Source organism: Nitrospirota bacterium (assembly GCA_035516965.1).
In the GTDB taxonomy this organism is placed as follows: domain Bacteria; phylum Nitrospirota; class UBA9217; order UBA9217; family UBA9217; genus MHEA01.
Window position 1 is genome coordinate 16,657 of the sequence record DATIZR010000096.1, and the last position, 20,955, is coordinate 37,611.

Annotated in this window: 18 protein-coding genes; 2 read left to right on the top strand and 16 right to left on the bottom strand. The window is 58.8% G+C overall.

The genetic code is table 11. The features are described from left to right. Positions 1-30: 30 nt before the first annotated feature. From VL197_14635 to VL197_14650, 4 genes are all read right to left on the bottom strand, one after another. A complete protein-coding gene (locus VL197_14635) occupies positions 31-1,050 on the bottom strand; it encodes a medium chain dehydrogenase/reductase family protein (GenBank protein ID HUJ19217.1) in 1,020 nt (339 codons plus the stop codon). Positions 1,051-1,267: 217 nt separating this feature from the next. Then, entirely contained in the window at positions 1,268-1,792 is a 525-nt protein-coding gene (locus VL197_14640; GenBank protein ID HUJ19218.1) for a DsbA family protein, read from the bottom strand. Positions 1,793-1,828: 36 nt separating this feature from the next. Continuing rightward, positions 1,829-2,296 (bottom strand): redoxin domain-containing protein, encoded by a 468-nt coding sequence (locus VL197_14645; protein ID HUJ19219.1) that lies wholly within the window; start codon positions 2,294-2,296, stop codon positions 1,829-1,831. 208 nt (positions 2,297-2,504) lie between these two features. Further along, positions 2,505-3,329, bottom strand: a complete 825-nt coding sequence (locus VL197_14650) for an alpha/beta hydrolase (GenBank protein HUJ19220.1) — start codon at positions 3,327-3,329, stop codon at positions 2,505-2,507. A gap of 532 nt (positions 3,330-3,861) precedes the next feature. Here VL197_14650 and VL197_14655 point away from each other — a divergent pair. After that, complete coding sequence (locus tag VL197_14655; GenBank protein HUJ19221.1) at positions 3,862-4,350, top strand: cyclic nucleotide-binding domain-containing protein; 489 nt, start codon at positions 3,862-3,864, stop codon at positions 4,348-4,350. A gap of 19 nt (positions 4,351-4,369) precedes the next feature. Continuing rightward, the gene (locus tag VL197_14660; GenBank protein ID HUJ19222.1) at positions 4,370-5,518 is read left to right on the top strand and encodes an AI-2E family transporter; all 1,149 of its coding nucleotides are present in this window, start codon (positions 4,370-4,372) and stop codon (positions 5,516-5,518) included. A 245-nt stretch (positions 5,519-5,763) separates the two neighbouring features. Here the strand turns inward: VL197_14660 and VL197_14665 are convergent, their stop codons facing one another. From VL197_14665 to VL197_14720, 12 genes are all read right to left on the bottom strand, one after another. Then, positions 5,764-6,171, bottom strand: a complete 408-nt coding sequence (locus tag VL197_14665) for a PilZ domain-containing protein (GenBank protein HUJ19223.1) — start codon at positions 6,169-6,171, stop codon at positions 5,764-5,766. Positions 6,172-6,177: 6 nt separating this feature from the next. Then, a complete protein-coding gene (locus VL197_14670; protein HUJ19224.1) occupies positions 6,178-8,199 on the bottom strand; it encodes a PAS domain S-box protein in 2,022 nt (673 codons plus the stop codon). A gap of 272 nt (positions 8,200-8,471) precedes the next feature. Beyond that, positions 8,472-9,713: an MFS transporter gene (locus VL197_14675; GenBank protein HUJ19225.1), complete on the bottom strand. Its 1,242-nt coding sequence runs from the start codon at positions 9,711-9,713 to the stop codon at positions 8,472-8,474. A gap of 97 nt (positions 9,714-9,810) precedes the next feature. Then, the gene (locus VL197_14680; protein ID HUJ19226.1) at positions 9,811-11,022 is read right to left on the bottom strand and encodes a M24 family metallopeptidase; all 1,212 of its coding nucleotides are present in this window, start codon (positions 11,020-11,022) and stop codon (positions 9,811-9,813) included. Positions 11,023-11,080: 58 nt separating this feature from the next. Then, entirely contained in the window at positions 11,081-13,249 is a 2,169-nt protein-coding gene (gene priA / locus VL197_14685) for a primosomal protein N' (GenBank protein ID HUJ19227.1), read from the bottom strand. Between the two features lie 133 nt (positions 13,250-13,382). Next, positions 13,383-13,868, bottom strand: a complete 486-nt coding sequence (gene nrdR, locus VL197_14690; GenBank protein HUJ19228.1) for a transcriptional regulator NrdR — start codon at positions 13,866-13,868, stop codon at positions 13,383-13,385. Between the two features lie 118 nt (positions 13,869-13,986). Continuing rightward, positions 13,987-14,436 (bottom strand): cytidine/deoxycytidylate deaminase family protein, encoded by a 450-nt coding sequence (locus tag VL197_14695; protein ID HUJ19229.1) that lies wholly within the window; start codon positions 14,434-14,436, stop codon positions 13,987-13,989. Positions 14,437-14,634: 198 nt separating this feature from the next. Beyond that, positions 14,635-15,888 carry a serine hydroxymethyltransferase gene (glyA, locus tag VL197_14700; protein HUJ19230.1) on the bottom strand — a complete coding sequence of 418 codons (1,254 nt, stop codon included), beginning with the start codon at positions 15,886-15,888 and terminating at the stop codon, positions 14,635-14,637. Positions 15,889-16,055: 167 nt separating this feature from the next. After that, the gene (gene rpiB, locus VL197_14705; GenBank protein HUJ19231.1) at positions 16,056-16,511 is read right to left on the bottom strand and encodes a ribose 5-phosphate isomerase B; all 456 of its coding nucleotides are present in this window, start codon (positions 16,509-16,511) and stop codon (positions 16,056-16,058) included. A gap of 176 nt (positions 16,512-16,687) precedes the next feature. Beyond that, the gene (locus VL197_14710; GenBank protein HUJ19232.1) at positions 16,688-17,419 is read right to left on the bottom strand and encodes a 16S rRNA (uracil(1498)-N(3))-methyltransferase; all 732 of its coding nucleotides are present in this window, start codon (positions 17,417-17,419) and stop codon (positions 16,688-16,690) included. 235 nt (positions 17,420-17,654) lie between these two features. Then, a complete protein-coding gene (locus tag VL197_14715; GenBank protein ID HUJ19233.1) occupies positions 17,655-19,148 on the bottom strand; it encodes a poly(A) polymerase in 1,494 nt (497 codons plus the stop codon). Positions 19,149-19,265: 117 nt separating this feature from the next. Beyond that, positions 19,266-20,837 (bottom strand): tetratricopeptide repeat protein, encoded by a 1,572-nt coding sequence (locus tag VL197_14720; GenBank protein HUJ19234.1) that lies wholly within the window; start codon positions 20,835-20,837, stop codon positions 19,266-19,268. Positions 20,838-20,955: the final 118 nt, after the last annotated feature.

The window sequence follows — 20,955 nt, forward strand, 5'->3', positions numbered from 1 at the left end:
CTCGCCCATCCTTGCGGAAAACTTCGAGGCTCAGGGTACGAGGACGACTTTCCCGACGTTCTTCCTGTCCTGGATGTAATGGTGCGCAGCAGCAGCCTCCGCGAGCGGGAAGCGCGCGGCAACGGTCGGACGGATCTTGCCCTCGCGGTGCCAGGCGAGGACCTGGAGGATCCATCGTCCGAGCAGTTCCTTCTCGCCCCACATGTGTCCGAGGTTCACGCCAATGAGCGCCCTGTTGTCGTTCATGAGCCGCGGCGGCGGAAAGTTGAAGAACGGTGTTTTGACCAGCATCTTGAAGATCGACAGCATCGAGCGGGTTTTGCCGGCAACGGCGTTGGAAATGCCGAACATCACCAGCCGCCCGGTCGGCGCCAGGCATCGGTAGCCCTTTTTCCAGTGTTCGCCGCCCATCGCGTCGAGCACGATGTGCACGCCGCGTCTCTTGGTCAGGCGCTTCACCTCTGTTTCGTAATCTTGCGTGGTGTAGTCGATGACATGCGCCACGCCGCGCTCACGGAGAAAGGCGTGTTTCGAGGCCGAGGCGGTGCCGAAGATCTCGGCCCCGTGGATCTTGCAGAGGTCGATGGCGGCGAGGCCGACCCCGCCTCCCGCACTATGGACGAGCACGCGTTCCCCGGACTTGAGCGAACCCATCTGGACGAGCATCTGGTACGCGGTCAGATAGTTGACCGGGACTGCGGCGCCTTCCTCGTAGCTCATACCTTCGGGAAGAGGAAAGGCCTGAGCAGCGGGCACACACACTTTGTCGCTGTAGCCGCCGAAGCGAGTGAGCGCGAGGACTTTTTCACCGATCGAGCGCGTCACTCCGTCGCCGACCGCGGCAATGTCGCCGGCGACCTCGTAACCGACGACCGCAGGCAGCTTGGGAGCGTCCGGATAGAGGCCAAGCCGGGCCAGAATGTCCGCAAAGTTGACGCCCGAGGCCCTGACGCGGATCAGCACCTCTCCCGGATTGGGAGCCGGATCGGGTGCCTCCCGGAGCACGAGCACCTCGGGCGGGCCGGCACGAGTGATCCAGACCTGTCGCAAGTGATCTCTCCTTTTGGAAAATCATAGAACTACGGATCGCATATGCTGATAATTATAGCGTATGGCGTGACCGTCTACCGTCATATACCGTCAATTTTGCTAGGATGACAAAGTGTTCCAGAATATGCAGGGTCGACCCTATTGGTCCCTGATGAGCCAGGAGAAGTAGAAACTTTAACAGCTGCAGGAAGGGAGACTCACAGCCGGGGCGCAGCGCCTAAGATTTTAAGGCCGCCAGGAGAGAATCATAATCGGATGGGCCGTCGTAGCGTGTTCCGTTGATATAAAAGGTCGGCGTGCCGTTAACGCCGCTGCGGATGCCGCTCTGGCGATCTTCCTTGATGCGTTTTTGGACAACGCCTTGCTTGATATCCTTCCCGAACTTATCGAGGTCCAGGCCGATCTTTTTGGCCCACTGGGGAATGACATCCGGCTTGAGGGAGGCCTGCTGTTCAAAAAGCAGATCATGCATTTCCCAGAACTTGCCCTGGAGCGCCGCGGCTTCCGCCGTTTCGGCCGCGATCAATGCATAGGGGTGCGCCTGGGTCACGGGGAAGTTCCTGAACACAAAGCGCAGTTTCTTGCCCAACGTCTTCTGCAGGCGCTTTACGACGGGATAGGCGGCTCCACAGTAAGGGCATTGATAATCACCGTATTCTACCAGCGTCAAGGGAGCGTCTGCGGGTCCTTCGGCGTGGTCGCGCGCTGAAACGGGCTGGGTGAGCTTGGGGGACTCGTCCATGATCCCTCCTGACTTGATTTCGCACACTCGCTGCTTTTAGCCTTTGGACATTGCTTCGAGCGCTTTCAATATTCCGTCGGCGCCCGGATTAATGCCCACCGGCGAGACGTAGCTCCAGCGAATGATGCCCCCGGCATCGATGACAAACAACGCCCGCTCCGACTCGCCGTCTTTCTCCCGGTACACGCCGTACTGACGGGCCACGGCGCCTTTCGGCTCAAAATCCGCCAGGAGCGGGATCTGCAGTTTGCGGTCCCTGCTGAAGGCAAGATGGCACCAGACGCCGTCGACCGAGATGCCGATGATCTGCGCATCGAACTCGGAGAATTCCGGCTTTAACTCGCTATAGAGCGCCAACTGATCACTGCAAACGGGGCTCCAATCGGCCGGATAAAAGACCAGGACTACGGGCTTTCCGCGGAAGTCGGAGAGAGATACCTTTTGATCGGGGGTGGTCGAAAGGGAAAAATCAGGTGCCTGTATTCCAGGCTTAAGGGCTGTCATCAGATTCTCCTTACTATTGTGAAGGGTCATCCGGTTCCCCAGGACGGTCCTGTCACAATCGCTGTTTTTGATTTGCCTTTCATGACTGCACTTGACTGCACTTGTTTCAATGTCAGCGTCCAAGCGTCCCTCGACGCCCACCACAAGTTTGCACATTCCTTCTGGCTACGACGGAACTGTATCATTCATGTTTCAGAACGTGATTCCGTCACGCTGCTTTCCGCAAAGCATCGCCACCAATGTTGGCCTCTACCCAGGACAATGCGTACTCCGCGACCTCCTGCCAGCCGTCCTGCGCGACGATAAGGTGCGACCGGTTCGGAAACTCCTTGTAATCCGTGACCGCGGTTGAACGCTTATACAACTTATAGTTGATCCGGTTGAGGATCGGTGGAATCAGGTGGTCCTCCGCACCGTTGATCAGGAGCAGCGGAACACGTTCGCTGTTGCCATGATTTACCTTGTTAGCGGCGCGGGGATTGAGATTTCCGAACGCTACCTGGAAGATCGTGCGTCCCGGTCCCGGGATGGCGTTGTTGTCGTAAGCTGCGCGCGCATCCTTTTCCGTCATGACATGGGCGAAGGCGTAGCGGAATTGGTCGAACGTGAGTGCCACGTTGCGCCTGTAGTTGAACGGGTTCGACAAAACCGGGCTCGCCGCCTTGATCACCGAGAGCGGCAGCCGATAGATCCCCTTCGGGGCAGCCCCATCGATGGACACCCCGGCCGCGCCCAAGCCTCGATCCAACAGTATCTGGACAACCAGTCCGCCCATCGAATGGCCCATCACAATGGGCGGCTCGTCGAGGGACCGGACGAATTTCTCGTAGTGGTCGGCAATCTCAAGGAGTCCCAGTCCCGCGAGCGCCGAGGGATCGCGGCGGACCTCTTCCACCTCACCCTTCATCTGGGGCCACGCAGGCGTTAATACTCTATATCCCCGCCCTTCGTAATAGCCGCGGAAAGGGTCCCAACTGCGCGGGGTCATCCACAAGCCGTGGATGAGAACAATGGTATTTGTTTTTCCATCCATGACATGACTCCTCCTCTCCTGCGGCAGAGTTTTCATCCCACACTATTCTGCGACTGTGATCGCCCGGTCTGCGCCAGCAGTAAATCTGTCTATTCCCATAGATTCATGCCTAATTTTTTTACGCACAATTCGTCGTAAAAAAAGATTCCATGGTTTATAGATATCGCAACTTATAATATGTGTCAATGCGACGAAAGTACTGAACTCACAATTCAGCACGATTTGCAATACTAACATTTCATGCGAACATTGGATTTAGCGGACCTTTGACGGAAATCCTTCTGAAAAGTATGTCCCTGGACAGGGAACTTTCTTTACGGCACGGCAGTGACTTTTGCGTAATTTTTCTCCTCAGCAACATGAATCCTTCCACGTCTCATAGAATATCCGGAGATGTGAATATCTCCCGTTCCCGCTCGATCGGGCGGGCTCCTCCCCTTCACTTGCAGGCACATCATCCGGGGCTACTCTTTGTTTTTCATGAAAAAACACATTGCCAGGAACCATGGGATTGCGGTAAAATTTAAAACCTATGATTTTAGATTCCAAAATAGTGAGAAGGTACTTTACCTGGGCCCTGGACACAACCAGGGAATCCCATCTCCGGACACTCAGTGACGGTCCCCTCTTTAAGGGTATGGACAAGAAACTGCTCAGGAAACTGCTCATCGACCTCATCGAAAAAAAATATGCAGCGGGCGATATTATCTTTCGCGAGGCTGAAAGCGGAAAGGCGGTCTATGTCGTCCTCGAGGGGTCGGTAAAAATAATCAAAGAGTCTGATCCGGAGAACAAGATACTTCATGTTCATGGACCAGGCTCTCATTTTGGAGAGCTCGCCCTCATCGGCCACGCTTCACGGTTTGCTACTGCTGTTGCTGAAAAGGATTCGCTCCTTTTGATCATGTATAAGTCGTACTTTGACGATCTTATCCGGTGCAATAGTGCAACCTCTGCGAGAATTCTTTTAAACCTGGTCGAGATCTTGTCGGACTACATACACCGTAGCCAGCCCGAATGAAAGATGAAAAGATATGACCATGACTGATGAAAAGCATAGGGGCGGCTCCTCGTTGACCGATTTGCGCAAGCTCCGTGACCAGATGCCAAGGTGGGTTGTTCTTCTCCTGGCTCTCGGTGTCGCAGCAGTCATCGCTTCCCGTATCACGCAGCTCCTCATGATGCTGATAGCCGCAGCGGTCATTGCCTATATTTTCAGCGCGGTTGTCAGGGCCGTCGAGAGGCTTGGAATCAAGAGGAGCGTGGCGGTCATTCTGCTCTTTGTGGTCGCTGCCGTGTTCGTGATTGCAGCAGACCTTATCTTCATTCCCGACCTTAAGCGGGAAACCATGAACGTCTACGCAAAGTTTCCCGAATTCTTGCGTCAGATACAGGACGCTCTCCTGTTAACCGCGCGAAGCAGCGCAGAAAAATACCCCTTCATCGAATCAAGCATCATGAAACTTGTCGACACTGTGTTCGGTCCGAACGGATTTATCGAGGGGACACTCAACGCTTCAGCGATTCTCACGCAGGCAACGCCCGTTATTATGGCGCTCATTCTTGTCCCTTTCTTTGTCTTTTTCCTCCTGAAGGACTGGCCGGACGTATTGAAGAGGGCCATAGACTGGGTCCCGCCCTCTTACGTGGAATCGACTATTTCAGTCATTGGAGAGATCAATATCCTCGTTGGAAAATATCTCCGCGGGCTTGCCGCTGACTGTTTTGTTATAGGGGTACTGGCATCAGTGGGCCTCTGGCTCATGGGAAGCAACTATCCTATCACGCTCGGCATTGTAAGTGGTGTGGCAAATATTATACCGTATTTTGGCCCCCTTATCGGATGCACGGCATCCGCCCTCGTCGCTCTGATGCAGTACCGCAGCCTTGATCCCTTATTGCATGTCGTTGTCCTGTACCTCGTCATAAAACTCATGGACGACCTCGTAATACAGCCTCTGCTGATCGGCAAAGGCGTGCACCTCCATCCCATGCTCCTGGTGATTACGTTGCTCGTGGGAGAGAAACTCTTCGGCATCATGGGGATGATACTGGGGGTGCCCGTCGTCACCGCTGCACAGAAGACTGCGGGCATCCTGCTGGAACACCGCCGGGAAACGCTGAGCAGGGAATCCGCGGGGCGCCTGATCAAGCCGCACCTTGTGAAATCTCCCGTCAGACCGATTTAACGCTTATTCACGAATCCTCCCGCCACGTCCCGCGCCGGTCTCAGAATATCGTGCCCTGAATGAATGTCAATCCGGCGATAGTACTGAGCTCACCATTCAGCACGGTTTGCACTACCGACATCTCATGCGAACATCAGATAAGCTGCAATAAAGAGATTAGTGCGACAGGGGACTGCTTTCTGCGGGGGAGGTTACCAGGGGACCGCTTCGGGAGGCTGACATTTCTTCACGGAGCAAAGCGGCTGTCAGCGGGAGCACTGACGCAGTACGATAAAGTCATGGGCGTCAACAAAAACATCAAACCAATTTTCATCTGAAATCGTATCAACAGCAGCTCCCGTAATATGGGAACCATGGTCCGCGTAGCAGTACCTCACCTCGATGCCAAAAGATATTTCACGCGTGGGCATGAAGGAGATCGAGACGATGCACTCGGTATGCTCGCCCTGACGAAACGGCACAGGACTCTCGAATAAGATACCGTTGCGGCTGAAGTTGCCGAGCAGCGCGGGCACGAATTCGTTGCCGCTCTTTACCTGCAGCTTGATATGCTCCTGGCAGGCATCGGGCACCGTGTATCGTTGTTCCCGCCTTTTTTCAGCAATTTCTTCCTCTGAACCGGAGGGAGGTGATTTCTTTCCTCGATCATCCATAGGTGATCAGCTGCTACTCTCGAGCGCCTCTCGCACCTTCATGGCCAATTCGTGCATGGAAAACGGTTTCTGCATGAAGTGGATGCCTTTCTCCAGTACGCCTTGTCGGGCGATGACATTGGCCGTATAGCCGGACATGAACAGGGTCCTGAGGTCCGGGTAAAGGGAAACCAGACGACCGGCAAGGTCCTTGCCGCTCATCTCCGGCATGATCACGTCGGTCATGAGCAGATGAATCTGTCCGGCATGTTTCCCGGCAAGGTTGATCGCCTCGCCGGGGGTCCTGGCGATCAGTACCGTGTAGCCCAGATCCTCAAGCAAATCCTTGCTGAGTTCCAGGATCATCGGCTCATCCTCGACCAGCAGAACCGTCTCGGTACCGCCTTTTGCCGCGTGTTCCGGGCCTTCCTCCGGGACCGATATGACCTTGCTCTCGCAGCGGGGCAGGTAGATATTGAACGTTGTTCCTTTGCCCGGCTCGCTATAAACGTCAATGAAGCCATCGTTCTGCTTGACGATGCCATACACCGTGGCCAGACCCAAGCCGGTACCCTCGCCGATGCCCTTGGTGGTGAAGTAGGGTTCGAAGAGGTGAGTGAGGACCTCCGGGCCCATGCCGCAGCCGTCGTCGCTCACCGACAGCATTACGAACGAGCCTGGAACGAACCCGCGGTGACCGGCGCAGTACGCATCGTCCAAGACGACATTCTTCGTCTCTATGATGACTTTGCCTTCATGGGCGATGGCGTCGCGTGCATTGACCAGCAGGTTCGCAAGGAGCTGGTCGACCTGGGCGGGGTCGATTTTGACAGCCCAGGAGCCGCGGACGGGGACCCAAACCACCTTGATGTCTTCGCCGATGATACGGTGCAGCATGTTCAGCATCCCCTCCACCGTTGCATTCAAATCGAGCACCCTGGGCACGACGATCTGCCTACGGGCGAAGGCGAGCAGCTGCCGCGTAAGATCGGCCGAGCGCTGTGCGGCCCTTTGGATATTCCGGAGGTCGTCATAGAGGGGCGACGTCTTGTCAAGCCCGCGCAGGGTCATTTCTGCATGGCCGAGAATCACGCTCAGCATGTTATTGAAGTCATGGGCCACGCCGCCGGCCAGACGCCCGACTGACTCCATCTTCTGCGCCTGAATCAGCTGGGCCTGCAGTTTCTCTCTCTCTTCCTCCGCCTGCTTGTTTTCAGTTGTATCCCGGACAGCACCGATCGTGCGTACCGGATGGCGGCCATCGCCCTCGCCATCGAAGAAGGTCTGCGACCGCGTGGTCAGCCATCGGATGGAGCTGTCGCGGCGTACGATCCGGTGTTCAACGTCAAAGAAACCGTCACCCGCAGGGTCGTGGGCTTGCCGGACAGCCAGTGCGATCCTCTCCCGGTCCCCGGGGTGGACCCGATCCAGAAACGCCTGCAGGGTCACCGGCTCGTCCGGTCCCCAGCCATAGATTTCCCGCTGTTGCGGCGACCAGTAGATGGTGTCCGTACGGTGGTCGTGATCGAATATGCCGATCTGGGAAACGCGGACGGCCTGCCGCAACCGCTCCTCGCTTCCGCGCAGCGTCCGTTCTGTCTTCCTGCGTTCGCTGATATCCCGGAAGACTCCCTGCAGGACCTTTTTCCCTTTAATGGTGACCAGCTGTGCTAAAACCTCCACGGGCACTTCGGAACCATCGGGCCGGGCAACGGTATTTTCAATAGGATGCGATTCCCCGCGTTCCCTCGTCTCCTCGATGTGCTGCGAAAAAGCCTCCCGCGAGAATGTATTTCTCTGAGGTGGATGAATTTCATATTGACGGAGTCCGACGATATTCTCTTGGGGTCTCGCGAGAAGACGGCTTGCGGCCGGATTGGCGTCAAGGATGATCCCCGTGGCCGGATCGGCAAGAAGGATGGCATCCGGTGAGCCTTCGAAGAGTGCCCGATACGTCGTTTCACTCTCGCGCAGTGCTTCTTCCACTTGTTTGCGCTCGGAGATTTCTTTTATTAGCTGCTCATTCAGTCTTTTCAGTTCTTCCTTCACGATGATTTGCGCTCCTGCTCTGACTTTCCTTGCTTTCGCTCCCGCCGGATCCGTGATACAAGGCAGGGCGAGCATTGTACTTCAAGCTCAATGGTGAGTCTATAATAAATATGCATTCCTGGCAATAAAAAAGCCTCCTTCTTGAGGAGGCCCGGCTCGAACAATCCATTTACGAATCTATATTGTCACAAGACCTTAACCCCTTTCCTTCAAGCTGAGGCACCGGAAGCAGGCATGCTGTCAAGCCGGGGGGACCGGGGACGTTGGTTCTCCTACCGGGGACCTCCGGGTGACGAGCCTTGCGGGGCAATGGCCGGGTCAGCCTGCCGTCCGAGGTCGGGAAGAAACACCGTCAACGCACCGAGCAGGGGCAGATACGAGCACAGGTGATAGACGAATTCTATGCCGTGCCGGTCTGCAAGTTTGCCGAGCACGGCAGCGCCGATTCCGCCCATGCCGAAAGCAAGTCCGAAGAAGAAACCTGAAACCGTTCCGACCTTTCCGGGGACGAGTTCCTGGGCGAACACAAGGATGGCCGAGAAGGCGGAAGCGAGGATGAACCCGATAACGAATGCGAGGATGCCCGTCCACGCCAGATTTGCGTAGGGCATGACGAGGGCAAAGGGGGCCGCCCCCAGGATCGAAAGCCAGATCACTCGCTTTCTGCCGATGCGATCGCCCAGGGGCCCGCCGAGGACGGTGCCCATCGCAACGGCGAACAGGAACGCGAACAGGTGCATCTGCGCCGACTGCACGGACAGATTGAAATGATGCATCAGATAGAAGATGTAATAACTGCTCAGGCTCGCAAGATAAAAAAACTTCGAAAAAATCAGTATCAGCAGAATTAGGAGGGACAGAACAACGGTGCGCGCTGGCAGGACCGGGTGCAGCCCTTGCTGTCCCCTGGCCCGAGGGCTGGCAAGCGCCTGACGGCGCCGGTACCACCCTCCAACCTGCCACAGCACCGAGATGGCAAGCAGGGCGGCAAGCGAAAACCAGGCTACGCTTTGCTGACCCCGCGGGATGATGATCCACGCGGCCAGAAGCGGGCCCATCGCGGATCCGGTATTGCCGCCGACCTGGAAGATCGACTGGGCCAGCCCGTGCTTTCCGCCTGAGGCCATGCGGGCCACACGCGACGACTCGGGATGGAAGATCGAGGATCCGGTTCCGACGATCGCGGCGGCAAGGAGCAGTGTGCCGTAGTTCGGCGCCATTGCCAGCACGAGAATACCGATGAGCGTGCATCCCATGCCGAAGGCGAGTGAATAGGGCTTTGGATTACGGTCGGTGTAGAATCCCACCAGAGGCTGGAGCAGGGAAGCCGTGACCTGGTAGGTGAGCGTGATCAGCCCGATCTGTGCAAAGCTGAGCTGGAACTTGCCCTTGAGCAGCGGATAGATCGCCAGGATCAACGACTGGATCATGTCGTTCAGGAAATGAGAGAAACTGATCGAACCGAGCACCCTGAAACCTGTGCGCTGGGCATCGCCCGGTGCGCTGGCTGTCATGGTATCGATACCGTTGATGTCCTTTTGCATGATTTCCCGCAAAACCGCGGCTCCTAAACGTCGGTTGTTTTGATTTCCCTGTCTCTACAGCAGCCGGCTAGGGCACGCAGATGATATCGTAGTTTTCTCCGGTCAGGCTTCTTCCGCCCTGCGAAGTCACCTCAAAAGTGTTCTCAACGCCCGTCATGCCGATGCCGGGGATACCTATCTTTGGCTCGATAGCGAGGACCGCACCCTCCTCGATCGGCACGTCGAAGCCTTTGGCGAGCGCCGGATACTCGTCGATGGCGAGCCCGATGCCGTGGCCGATAAAGCCGACCTTGTTCCTGCCGAGGCCCATGAAGCCTTCCTCGAAGCCCTTCTGCTTCGCATGCTCCAGGCTCAGCTCCCAGAGCAGGCTCGGCCTGATGCCGGGCTTCAGGTTCCCGGAGACCCGCGCCTGGATCTCTATCGCGCAATCATGAGCGGCCCGAACGATCGCCGGTATCGAGTCCTGAGCTCCGAGCCAGTAGACCTGGGTCTTGTCCGTCTGATACCCCTCGTGCATGAACCCGTTGTCGATCGAGAGCGGCATGCCGTCCTCCCAGTGGACGTGCTTCGATCCCATGTGCGGCACCGCGGGATGCACGCCGCGCAGACCGAGCGGGCCGTTGAACACGCTCGGATAATTTCCGCTCTCCCCGATCGAGATGTGGCCGAGATAGACCTCCTCGCCGTAGTTCTCCATGCGCAGGATGCCCTGGTGGCCCTGGGAAAAGAAGAGGTGCGAGATCGCGTGGGCGATTTCGAATTCAGACATCCCCCGTTTCAGCAGAAGCGGCAGAAGCCTGACCAGGCACGCTTCGTGCTTCGCACCGGCGTCCCGGAGCAGCTCCAGCTCCATCGTGGTCTTCCTGCTGCGCGTCAGGGAAAGAACGCGGTCGCCCGACACGAGATCGCGTCCGGGGAGGTACCTGGCAAAACTGGATCCCAGCATCCACGAGAGGCCGTTCATCTCGACGGCGATGGTCTTCCCGATCGGCGATCCGGCATCGCGCAAAACCCCTTCGACATCCTTATAGGAGTAGAACGGCGCAATGTTCCTGACCGGCGATTCCATCTTCGCCCGCTCATACCCCCGTCTGCAGAGAAGTATTGGTTCGCCCTGGAGCGGGAGCCAGAACAGGCCGTTCCCGAAGGTGCCGGTGAGGTAGTAGATGTTCAGGCGTGAGAAGACAACAAGGCCTTCCGCCGCGGGGAGATGCTCATGCAGCAATTTCCGGCAGCGGTCCCAGCGGGTGTTGAGTTCTTGAAGAGAGATGTGATCCATAGACCTGACAGTCCTCAATGAGAAACAGTATTAATTCAGAATTCCGGCAGCAACCTGCTTACATCAAGTTGACCGGGTCCACATCCACGATCACCTTGCATTTCCTGCCGTACTTCTCCTCCACGGCGTTCTTTCCTTCCGTTGCAAGAAACCTCATCATCTCGCGCTTTTGTGACAGCAGGAGCAGCTGGAACCGGTACTGACCGCGCACCCTCGCAATCGGGGCGGGCGCGGGGCCGAGCAGGAGAACGTCCTTGCCTTTGAGCAGGCTCCTGATGCGGTCCTGAGCGATCTTCGCCGCCTCCCGGGCATAGCCGTCATTGGCGCTCTTCACCTCGAGCTTCACGAACCTGCCGACCGGCGGATACTGGAGCTGGCTCCGGTAGGCGATCTCCTCATCATAGAATCCCTCGTAATCGTGGGTCCTGCTGTGGAGGATCGAGTAGTGGTTCGGGTTCATGGTCTGGATGACCACTTCCCCCGCCGCATCGCCCCTGCCCGCCCTGCCTGCCGCCTGGGTGATGAGCTGGAACGTCTTTTCCGCGGAACGGAAATCCGGCAGGTTCAGCCCCACGTCGGCATCCACCACGCCGACGAGCGTCACCGCCGGGAAGTCGTGACCCTTGGCGACCATCTGCGTTCCGAGCAGGATGTCCACTTCCAGCCGGTCCACCTGCTGCAGCAGCGTGTCATAGGCGTCCCTTCCCTTGACCGAATCGCTGTCCATTCTCCGGACGCGCGCGTCCGGGAACAGGTTCTGCAGCTCTTCCTCGATCTTCTGGGTGCCCGAGCCGAGCGGCTTGAGGTCGACGCCCTTGCAGGACGAACAGTGGTCCGGCGGGCTCGTGCAGTGTCCGCAGTAGTGGCACTTGAGCGTGCCTTCGGACTTGTGGTACGTGAGGGACACGCTGCAGCTCGGGCACTTGATGACGGTGCCGCATTCCTGACAGATGAGGACCGAGGAAAAGCCGCGCCGGTTCAGGAGCAGCAGGACCTGCTCCTTCTTCTCGAGCCGCTGCCTGATGCCGTCGAGCAGCTGAGGGGAATAGAGCTGCCCCTTGGGCATGGTCTTCCCGTCGACGATCCAAACTTCGGGCATGGGGCGGTGGTCCACACGGTTCGCGAGGCGGAGGTAGGTGAACTTGCCTGACTTCGCGTTGTGATAGCTTTCGAGCGACGGCGTTGCCGAGCCGAGCACCACGACGGCATCCTGGAATTTAGCTCGCATGATCGCCACGTCCCGGGCGTGGTAGCGGAGCCCCTCGTCCTGCTTGTAGGAGTTCTCGTGCTCCTCGTCCACGACGATCAGCCCCACCTTCCCAAAGGGAGCGAAGACCGCCGACCGCGCGCCGATGGCCACGTCGACCTGGCCCGCCCTGATGCGCCGGTATTCATCGGCCCGTTCCCGGTCCGTCAGCCCGCTGTGCAGCACCGCCACACGGCTCCCGAACCGCCGCCGGAAACGGGACAGCAGCTGCGGCGTGAGCGCGATCTCCGGGACCAGGACGATCACCCCCCTGTCCGAGGCCGTAAGCCCGTTGATGGCGTGGAGATAGACCTCGGTCTTGCCGCTGCCGGTCACGCCGTGCAGCAGGAAGACGCCGAAGGTCCTGCCTGCGATTGCCTCCTCGATCCTGCGCACCGCCTCCTGCTGTTCCGGCATCAAGACCGGAGGCTCGCTGGGCAGGAAATCGAGCTCCTCTGACGCGGGCTGCTGCTCCCGCTCGACGAGCTCGATGATGCCTTCTTCGCGGAGCTTGTTGACGGTCGCACGGGAGAAGCCCGGCAGCGCATCAACCTCCTGCTCCCCCTGCTCCTTCAACGCCGCAACCAGCGCAGCCTGTTTCGCGCCCTTCAAGGGCGTGGACGGCTCGCGCAGCAAACGCAGGTATTGTTTCTTTTTCGGCCTTGCGCGCGAGACCGCCTTGGGCACGACGGCCTCGATGGCCTGGCCGAGCGGGTACAGGTAGTACTCGGACATCCAGGAGGCCAGTTCAAGGAGTTCGGGGGCGATCGGGTCATCGATGACCTCGATCACGGACTTGAGGTCCGCAACGTCGGCCTGTTCGCGAAACCCGACGACCGTGCCGGTCATGCGTCTGCTGCCGAAGGGAACGAGCACCCGTGAGCCGGGAGCGAGCCTGTCCTGCATTTCCTGCGGGACCAGGTAGTGGAAGGTCTTATTGACGGAAACACCGACGGCTATATCAACAACTGGGTTGGACATGGGGAACGCTTATCTCGCGGAGGCGCAGAGTGCGCGGAGAGCGAAGAGCAACTCTTAGGATACGGGCAACGGGAAACGTCCGGATTCACCCCTTCTGAGAAGAAGGGCCTGCATCTGGACTGCGGCTCCCGTGTTACGATGTGCTTTCCTTCAGTTTCTTTATTTCCTTGTTGCCCAGGATGTCCTTCAGCTCGCTCATGAACTCGTTGATGTCCTTGAACGACCGGTACACCGAGGCGAACCGGACATAGGCGACCTCGTCGAGCCTGTGGAGATGCTCCATCACCTCTTCGCCGATGACCGTGCTCGGGATCTCCTTGAGGCCCTTCTCCTGCAGTGACTTCTCGATGTCGGCCACGGTGTTCTCCAGCGCATCGACGCTGACCGGCCGCTTTTCACAGGCCTTCTTGAGCCCGTTCAGGATCTTCATGCGGTCGTAGGGCTCGCGCCTGCCGTCCTTCTTGATGACCGAGGGCAGCACTTCCTCGACGCGCTCGTAGGTCGTGAAGCGCCCCTCGCACTTGATGCACTCCCGCCTCCTGCGGATGGAATCGCCTTCCTTCCCCATCCGGGAGTCGATGACTTTATTATCGAGGCTTGAGCAGTAGGGGCAGCGCATAGGTCACGAGGAGCATTTCACATTGCGGATTTCACGGTGCAAATCCCAAATTGAAGCACCTTTACCGGCCGATCTACATTGTGCGTTGTTTAATTCGAAATACGCCCTTTGCCTTGATTCACTTTTTTACGTAGTGTGTTATTTTGATGCCGGACTCGTTCAGCATCTCGGCGGCCAGGGCGTCGGGGTAGCCGTCCTCGAAGATGATGTGCGCGACGCCCGCGTTGATGATCATCTTCGCGCAGATGCCGCAGGGCTGGTTGGTGCAGTAGAGGGTGGAGCCTTCGATGTTCGTGCCGTGCTTGGCGGCCTGGATGATGGCGTTCTGCTCGGCGTGGAGGCCGCGGCAGATCTCATGGCGTTCGCCGGAGGGGATGCCCAGCTGCTCGCGGAGGCAGCCGCGGTCCAGGCAGTGCTGGATGCCGGAAGGCGCCCCGTTGTAGCCCGTGGCCAGGATGTTCTTGTCCTTCACGAGCACGGCGCCGACCTGGCGCCGCAGGCAGGTGGCGCGCCTCTTCACGAGGTGCGCGATCTCCATGAAATATTCGTCCCAGGAAGGCCTTGTCATAGACTTTGTAACCACAGGTGAACATCTCCTGCCGTCGCCGTAACGCGGGGACAGGCAGGTGCGGCTCTGCCGGACACACAGATAAGATTCAGAGTTTTAAAACAAAGAACAAGCTTCGAAAGCCCGCCCGAACGAAAAGCCCTGCTTTCACCCGTGATGCGAAGCCCGTGTGAGCGAAGCTCCCGTCGTTCCCGTGCTCTAAACCTGCGCTTTTTCCATCGCGAACATCGGGTACCGGCTGCAGAACTTCCTGGTCTGCTCCCTGATGTTCGCCAGCGCCTCGGCATCGTTGATGTGCTTCAGGGTCTGGCAGATCAGGTCCCCGACGACCTTCATCTCGTGCTCGCGCATGCCGCGCGTGGTCACGATCGGCGTGCCGAGCCGGATGCCGCTGGTCGTAACGGGGGGCTTCTGGTCGTAGGGGATGCTGTTCTTGTTGACCGTGATGCCGGCCGCGTCGAGCGCCGTTTCCGCGTCCTTGCCCGTGATGTTCTTCGGCGTCAGGTCCACGAGCATCAGATGGTTGTCGGTGCCGCCCGACACGATCCGGAACCCGTCCTCGGTGAGGCGCTTCGCGAGCGCCTGGGCGTTCTTCTTCACCTGGCGCTGGTAGTCCTTGAACTCCGGCTGGAGCGCTTCCTTGAACGACACGGCCTTTGCCGCGATGACGTGAACCAGCGGGCCGCCCTGGATCCCGGGGAAAATAACCTTGTCCACGGCCTTGGCGAACTTTTCCCGGCACATGATCATGCCGCCCCGCGGGCCGCGCAGGGTCTTGTGCGTCGTGGTCGTGATGAAGTCCGCGTGGGGCACGGGGCTCGGATGCTCTCCGGCTGCCACGAGTCCCGCGATGTGCGCGATGTCGGCCATCAGGTAGGCGCCGACCTTGTCGGCGATCTTCCGGAAGCGGCCGAAGTCGAGGCTGCGCGAATAGGCGCTGTAGCCGCAGACGATCATCTTCGGCTTATGCTCGATGGCGAGCCGCTCCACCTCGTCGTAATCGAGCAGCTCCGTCGCCCGGTCCACGCCGTAGGAAAAGGACTTGTACAGCGTGCCGGAAAAGCTGACGCTCGCGCCGTGGGTCAGGTGTCCTCCGTGGGGAAGCGCCATGCCGACAATGGTGTCCCCGGGCTGGAGCACGCTGAAGTAGACCGCCATGTTCGCGGACGAGCCCGAATGGGGCTGCACGTTCACGTGCTCGGCGCCGAAAAGCTGCTTCGCCCGCTCGATCGCCAGGGACTCGACCTGGTCGGCGTACTCGCACCCGCCGTAATAGCGGCGGTTCGGATAGCCCTCGGCGTATTTGTTCGTGAAGACCGAACCCTGCGCTTCAAGCACCGCCTGGCTCACGTAGTTCTCGGAGGCGATCAGGACGATCTTCTCCAGCTCGCGCTGCTCCTCGCCCCTGATCGCATTGTAGACTTCGAGGTCAGCGTCTTTGAGTTCCGACATGGTGGCATCCTTATGGGCGATTTTTCGATTTCTCGGTCGCGGCAAACCGGGACAAAAACCATTGAACCGCCAAGGCGCAAAGGTCGCGAAGGACTGGCCACGCCTTACACGCCGGTGCCAGCGCTTTCCTTCGCGGTCTCCGCGGCTTCGCAGTTGATATTCCCGGGTTACTTCGTGTTGACGGATTTTTCGATATCCTCTATCTTGTTCAGCCGCAGCAGGTGGCGGCCTCCGGCGAACTGCGTTTCGAGCCAGGTCTTCACGACCTCCAGGGCCACCCCCCTGCCGATAACGCGCTCGCCCATCACGAGGATGTTCGCGTCATTGTGCTCACGGCTCATCTGCGCCGTGAAGTGGTCGTGGCAGAGCGCGGCGCGCACGCGGGGATAGCGGTTCGCAACGATGGACATGCCGATGCCCGTCCCGCAGATCAGAATGCCGCGGTCCGCGGCGCCCCGGGAAACCGCCTCGGCGACCTTTCTGCCGTAGTCAGGGTAATCAACGGAGTCCCGGCTCGCGACGCCGAAGTCCTCGATCCGCACGTCCGGAACCGTCTTGAGGTACTTCAGGACCTCTTCCTTGAGGTCAAAACCGCCGTGGTCGCAGCCGATCGCCAGTTTCATTGGCCCCCCTCGTAGAGCGTGATATTAACATCTCACTGCTCGGGGTGTCAAGGGAAATGCCGGGGGAAAACCGGCCAATAATGATAGCGGGGCGTGCTGCGGAAGCGGGAAACGGCGGGCCGGAGAACGGAAGAGCACCGGCAAAAGCAAGCAACATGCAGGGAAGACAAATCACCCTAACGATACTCGTATCCGATCATGCTCAGGACCGCGAGGGCGGCCGTTTCGGTTCGCAGAATATTCGATCCGAGGCTCACGGGATGAAAGCCCCTGCTCTTCGCCTCGTTGGCCTCTTTCCCGGAAAACCCTCCCTCCGGACCTACGAGTACGACGATATTCCCTGCATCGGGGTTCCGCTTCAGGACGTTCTTGACCGGCTCGGTCCCTTCTTCCCAGGGAAAAAGGAGCAGGGTCCCGGGGGCGGGGTTCAGGGAAAAGACATAGTCCCTGAATGATCGCACGGGTTCGATCTGCGGAATATCGAGCCGGCTGCTCTGCATGGCCGCCTCTCTGGCGATCTTCTGCCAGCGTCCGGCCCGTTTCTCCTCGTCCCTGATCTTCACAATGGTCCGCTCCGTAACGAGCGGAACGAGGGCAGAAACGCCAAGCTCCGTTGCCTTCTGAATGATCAGGTCCATCTTGTCCGACTTGGGAATGCCCTGGCCCAGCGTGATGCGGGGAGAGGCGGGCTCCCGCTTTGCCTGGCTGATGATCTCGGTCCTGACCGTGGTGCGGTCAATGCCCATGATCCTGACCGCATACTCCATCCCCCGTCCGTCGGCAATCAAAAGTTCGTCGCCGCTCTCCATCCGGAGCACCGCGATATGGCGCACATCCTCGCCGGTGATGGTGATGGAATGGCCGGCTGCCTGCTCGGGGGATATGAAGAAACGCGGTGGTCTGGGCATAAGCACCTTACTTTGCCACGGATGACACAGACAAGAACAAAAGACAAGCTGGCCGCGAATTGATGCGAATATTCACGAATAGAAAAAAGTTAAGATCGATATCTGCAGTTTTTACATTGTGGCAAAGGACCCTATCGCTTTCGGCCCTCGCCTTTATTTACCTGTGCCAATCTGTGTTCACCTGTGGTTACAAAACGATTTTTCTTTTACCCGTATTCATCCGTGGTTATTACGATCAGGCTTTCGGCTTCGGCTCTCCCGGTCTTCCCTTCCCGCCCCGTCTTCTCCGCCTCCGGGTCGGCCGGCCGCGCCTTTCCTGGCCTTTCCCTGCGACCTGACCATCGCCCGCATGGAGCCGCGCGTCGCTCTTGATGAACTCCTTCCACCAAGCGCGGAGCTCCGGCCGCTCACCCGTGGTTTCGGTGATGAAGCGAAGGTACTCGAAGGCGTCGGCGAACCCGGGCCTGCGCAGGAAATAGCGGGGATGCTTCCCTTCCCGCTTCTCGAACCGCTGCTGGTTCCAGTAGATGTCCCGCATGGCGAGGCCGATCTTCTTCGGGATCTGGACGCGCTGCACCTGTTCACCCATGATCCCGGAGATCGCGGCGGTGAGCGCATCGACGGGCGGCATGCCCGCAGTCCGGAGCTCCCGGGCCTTTTCCTCCACATACTGTCCGTACAGGAGCGTGAACAGGATATGGGGCTCCACCCCTCTGCCGGTCTGCATGCAGACATCGACCCATTCGAGCGCCTTGCCGATCCAGGTATGCGGGTACCCTTCGTGCTCAAGGTCGACCCACGCGTTCAGTCCCGGGAAGATGACGCCGAAGAGGCCGGATTTCCTGAGCAGCTGGTAGGTCTTCTCCGCCTCTCCCTGGAGGAACAGCTTCAGGACCTCTTCGTACATCCGGGACGGCGAGGCGAGCGCCACCCGGTCCTTCAGATCGAGCAGCGCTCGTTCCGTGCTCTCTTCGATCTCGAATCCGAGTATGGCAGCGAACCTGATGGCCCTTACCATGCGCACGGGGTCCTCGGTAAAGCGCACCACGGGGTCGCCGATGATCCTGATGAGCCCCGACCGGAGGTCCTTCATGCCGCCCACATAGTCGATGACCGAGAAGTCGGCGATGTTGTAGAACATGGCGTTCACCGTGAAGTCGCGGCGGACTGCGTCCTGCTCCGGCGTACCGAACACATTGTCGCGCAGGATCATGCCGTCCTCGGTCTTGAGCATGCGCGGCGGACGGGGGCGCTCGGGAGCTGTTATTGCTGAAGCCGATGGCGCTGCTGGTTCTGCTGCCGCGGCCTCGGGCTGACTCTCAGCCGGAATGTCCGCCTGGATCTCGCCCCCGGCCGGCTCCTTGACCTCTGCCACGGGTAAAGCTTCAGGGATTGTCTCCGACTCCGGTTCCTCGGGCTGGTTGGAACGGAAGGTCGCAACCTCTATGATCTCGTTATGGAAATGGACATGGGCCAGCCGGAACCTGCGTCCGATGAGCCGGCAGTTGCGGAAGAGCTTCTTGACCTCGTTCGGGGTCGCGTTCGTGGCGATGTCGAAGTCCTTGGGCTCGCGACCGAGCAGCAGGTCGCGCACGCCCCCGCCTACGAGATAGGCGTGGTATCCCTTCTCCTTAAGGCGGTAGAGTACGCGGACTGCATTGGGGCTGATCCATTTGCGGGAGATGGTATGCCCCGAACGGGGAATGATGGTTGGTTCCAGGGTGCTCACAGAATTGCATCTTATCACAGAGAGGCGGGAGAGGTAAAGAGGGAAAAGGCGGCAGGTTGAGGGGATGACGTTGTAATTTGAAGTCGAAGGACGATAAAAAGGAAGGGCAACGCCCTATCACCACGCCCCGCTCAGCCTGACCCCATACAGATGATATCGGAAGCCGGTCGCTGTTTGGAGGGCATAATCGCCTCCTTCGACGTTCACCTCCACGGTGATGTTCTTCGTCAGCTTGTATCCGATGCTTGCGGTGCCGCCATAAATGAAGTCGTTATTGCCGGCCCCGTATCTCATGAATGACTGATGGCCGACAAAGAGCTCGGCCGAACCGCTGACCTGTCCTTGCTCGAAGGAGGTATTCAAGAGGAGCTGATAAGACGTGAAGCGATTGGGATCGAAATAGCCGTCAAAACTCTGGTGGCCGAAATCGAGATACCGGAACCGGTAGCCGATGGTGATCCGGGGATTTTCCCGCGCCAGAGCATAGCGAAGGGTGAGCTGCAGGTCGTTGGAGCTGTTTGCATCCGAGTAATCCGCGTAGGTGTAATTTCCCGAGAGAGAGAGCAGCTCGGTCAGAGTGTGATCAAGGTTTACCCCGGCGGCTGAGCGCCGTATTCTTTTTTCGATGAGCTCAGCCGTTTCATTCAACGGCTCCCTGGCCAGCGCTATGCCCGTGGAACCGTGAGGCATTTCGACATCTGTGTTCAGGTGGCCAATCAAAAAATCCGGCTCGCCGCCGTCGTGGTAGCGGATGATGCCGAGGCCGGCCCCCATGCCGAGCTGCCTGCCCACCGGTACACGGGTCTCCGCGGAAACCATATCAGTACTGTTCCGGCGGGTGTCGTCGTGCGCCTCCGTGTGCAGGTAGTTGAAAAGCGGGTTCCCGCCCCTCACGGGGAAAGCGTAGGATACCAGGTACCTGTTCACCGCATTGCCGTCGGTATCCTGGTAGTGGCTGAATTTCACGGCTCCCCGGGATTGCTGTGCGGGTTTCGGCTTGTTCATCTCCGCCTGTAATTTCTTGAGTTCATCTTCCTGATAGGGATAGGCCGGCTTTAACAGCGCCAGGCTTTCCCGCGCGGCCGGCTCCTCCCCCTGGGCAAAGAGCACAGAGGTGTACCCGACCCGCGCGTCGAAATCTTCCTTTTTTTCGAGGATGGAGCGGTAGAGCGGAAGCGCCTCGTCGATCTCTCCTTTCCAACGCAGGTCGTTCGCTTTGACCAGCAGGGCGTCCGTGTTTTCGGGGTCCCGGCCCAGAACAACAGCGATCTCGACGAGCGACTCATCGAACCTGCCCGCCCAGGAGAGCGTCCGAGCAAGGTGCGTCCTGGCCTCGATGTTGTCCGGATTCGTTTTCACGATCGCCCGGAACTCCGCAATTGCCTCCTCCAGCCTGTCTCCCCATGATATCGCAACCGTCATCTGGACCCGTTCGCTTTCGTCGAAATCGCCCTTCAGGGAAAGGGCGCGGATGTATTCCTCCGCGGCGTTCTTGAAGTCCTCGCGGGACACATAGAGATCCCCCAGCTTTTTGTACAACGCGGCCTTTTCAGCAACGTTTTTCGAAGCGGCAATGGCCTTCCGAAAGGACTCGATCGTCGCCTCGTCGCCGCCCCCTTCCGGGGCTTGCGCCGGACAGATGCCCGCGCTTCCGAACAGCATGACAACGATCACGAGGAATCTCGCCATATTCACGGGTTCGCTCCGAGGTATTGCTGAAATGATATGAGATCCAGTTTGTTGTTGATGTTCAGCCGCGGAAGATCACGCAGGTCGCTCTTTTTCTCGATGAAGCCTTCTCGTGAGG

Excerpts from the sequence above, each read along its gene's own strand:
- VL197_14640 (HUJ19218.1), bottom strand. The coding sequence starts at position 1,792 with ATGGACGAGTCCCCCAAGCTCACCCAGCCCGTTTCAGCGCGCGACCAC.
- VL197_14645 (HUJ19219.1), bottom strand. The coding sequence starts at position 2,296 with ATGACAGCCCTTAAGCCTGGAATACAGGCACCTGATTTTTCCCTTTCG.
- VL197_14650 (HUJ19220.1), bottom strand. The coding sequence starts at position 3,329 with ATGGATGGAAAAACAAATACCATTGTTCTCATCCACGGCTTGTGGATG.
- VL197_14655 (HUJ19221.1), top strand. The coding sequence starts at position 3,862 with ATGATTTTAGATTCCAAAATAGTGAGAAGGTACTTTACCTGGGCCCTG.
- VL197_14660 (HUJ19222.1), top strand. The coding sequence starts at position 4,370 with ATGACTGATGAAAAGCATAGGGGCGGCTCCTCGTTGACCGATTTGCGC.
- VL197_14665 (HUJ19223.1), bottom strand. The coding sequence starts at position 6,171 with ATGGATGATCGAGGAAAGAAATCACCTCCCTCCGGTTCAGAGGAAGAA.
- VL197_14675 (HUJ19225.1), bottom strand. The coding sequence starts at position 9,713 with ATGACAGCCAGCGCACCGGGCGATGCCCAGCGCACAGGTTTCAGGGTG.
- VL197_14680 (HUJ19226.1), bottom strand. The coding sequence starts at position 11,022 with ATGGATCACATCTCTCTTCAAGAACTCAACACCCGCTGGGACCGCTGC.
- priA (HUJ19227.1), bottom strand. The coding sequence starts at position 13,249 with ATGTCCAACCCAGTTGTTGATATAGCCGTCGGTGTTTCCGTCAATAAG.
- nrdR (HUJ19228.1), bottom strand. The coding sequence starts at position 13,868 with ATGCGCTGCCCCTACTGCTCAAGCCTCGATAATAAAGTCATCGACTCC.
- VL197_14695 (HUJ19229.1), bottom strand. The coding sequence starts at position 14,436 with ATGACAAGGCCTTCCTGGGACGAATATTTCATGGAGATCGCGCACCTC.
- glyA (HUJ19230.1), bottom strand. The coding sequence starts at position 15,888 with ATGTCGGAACTCAAAGACGCTGACCTCGAAGTCTACAATGCGATCAGG.
- rpiB (HUJ19231.1), bottom strand. The coding sequence starts at position 16,511 with ATGAAACTGGCGATCGGCTGCGACCACGGCGGTTTTGACCTCAAGGAA.
- VL197_14710 (HUJ19232.1), bottom strand. The coding sequence starts at position 17,419 with ATGCCCAGACCACCGCGTTTCTTCATATCCCCCGAGCAGGCAGCCGGC.
- VL197_14720 (HUJ19234.1), bottom strand. The coding sequence starts at position 20,837 with ATGGCGAGATTCCTCGTGATCGTTGTCATGCTGTTCGGAAGCGCGGGC.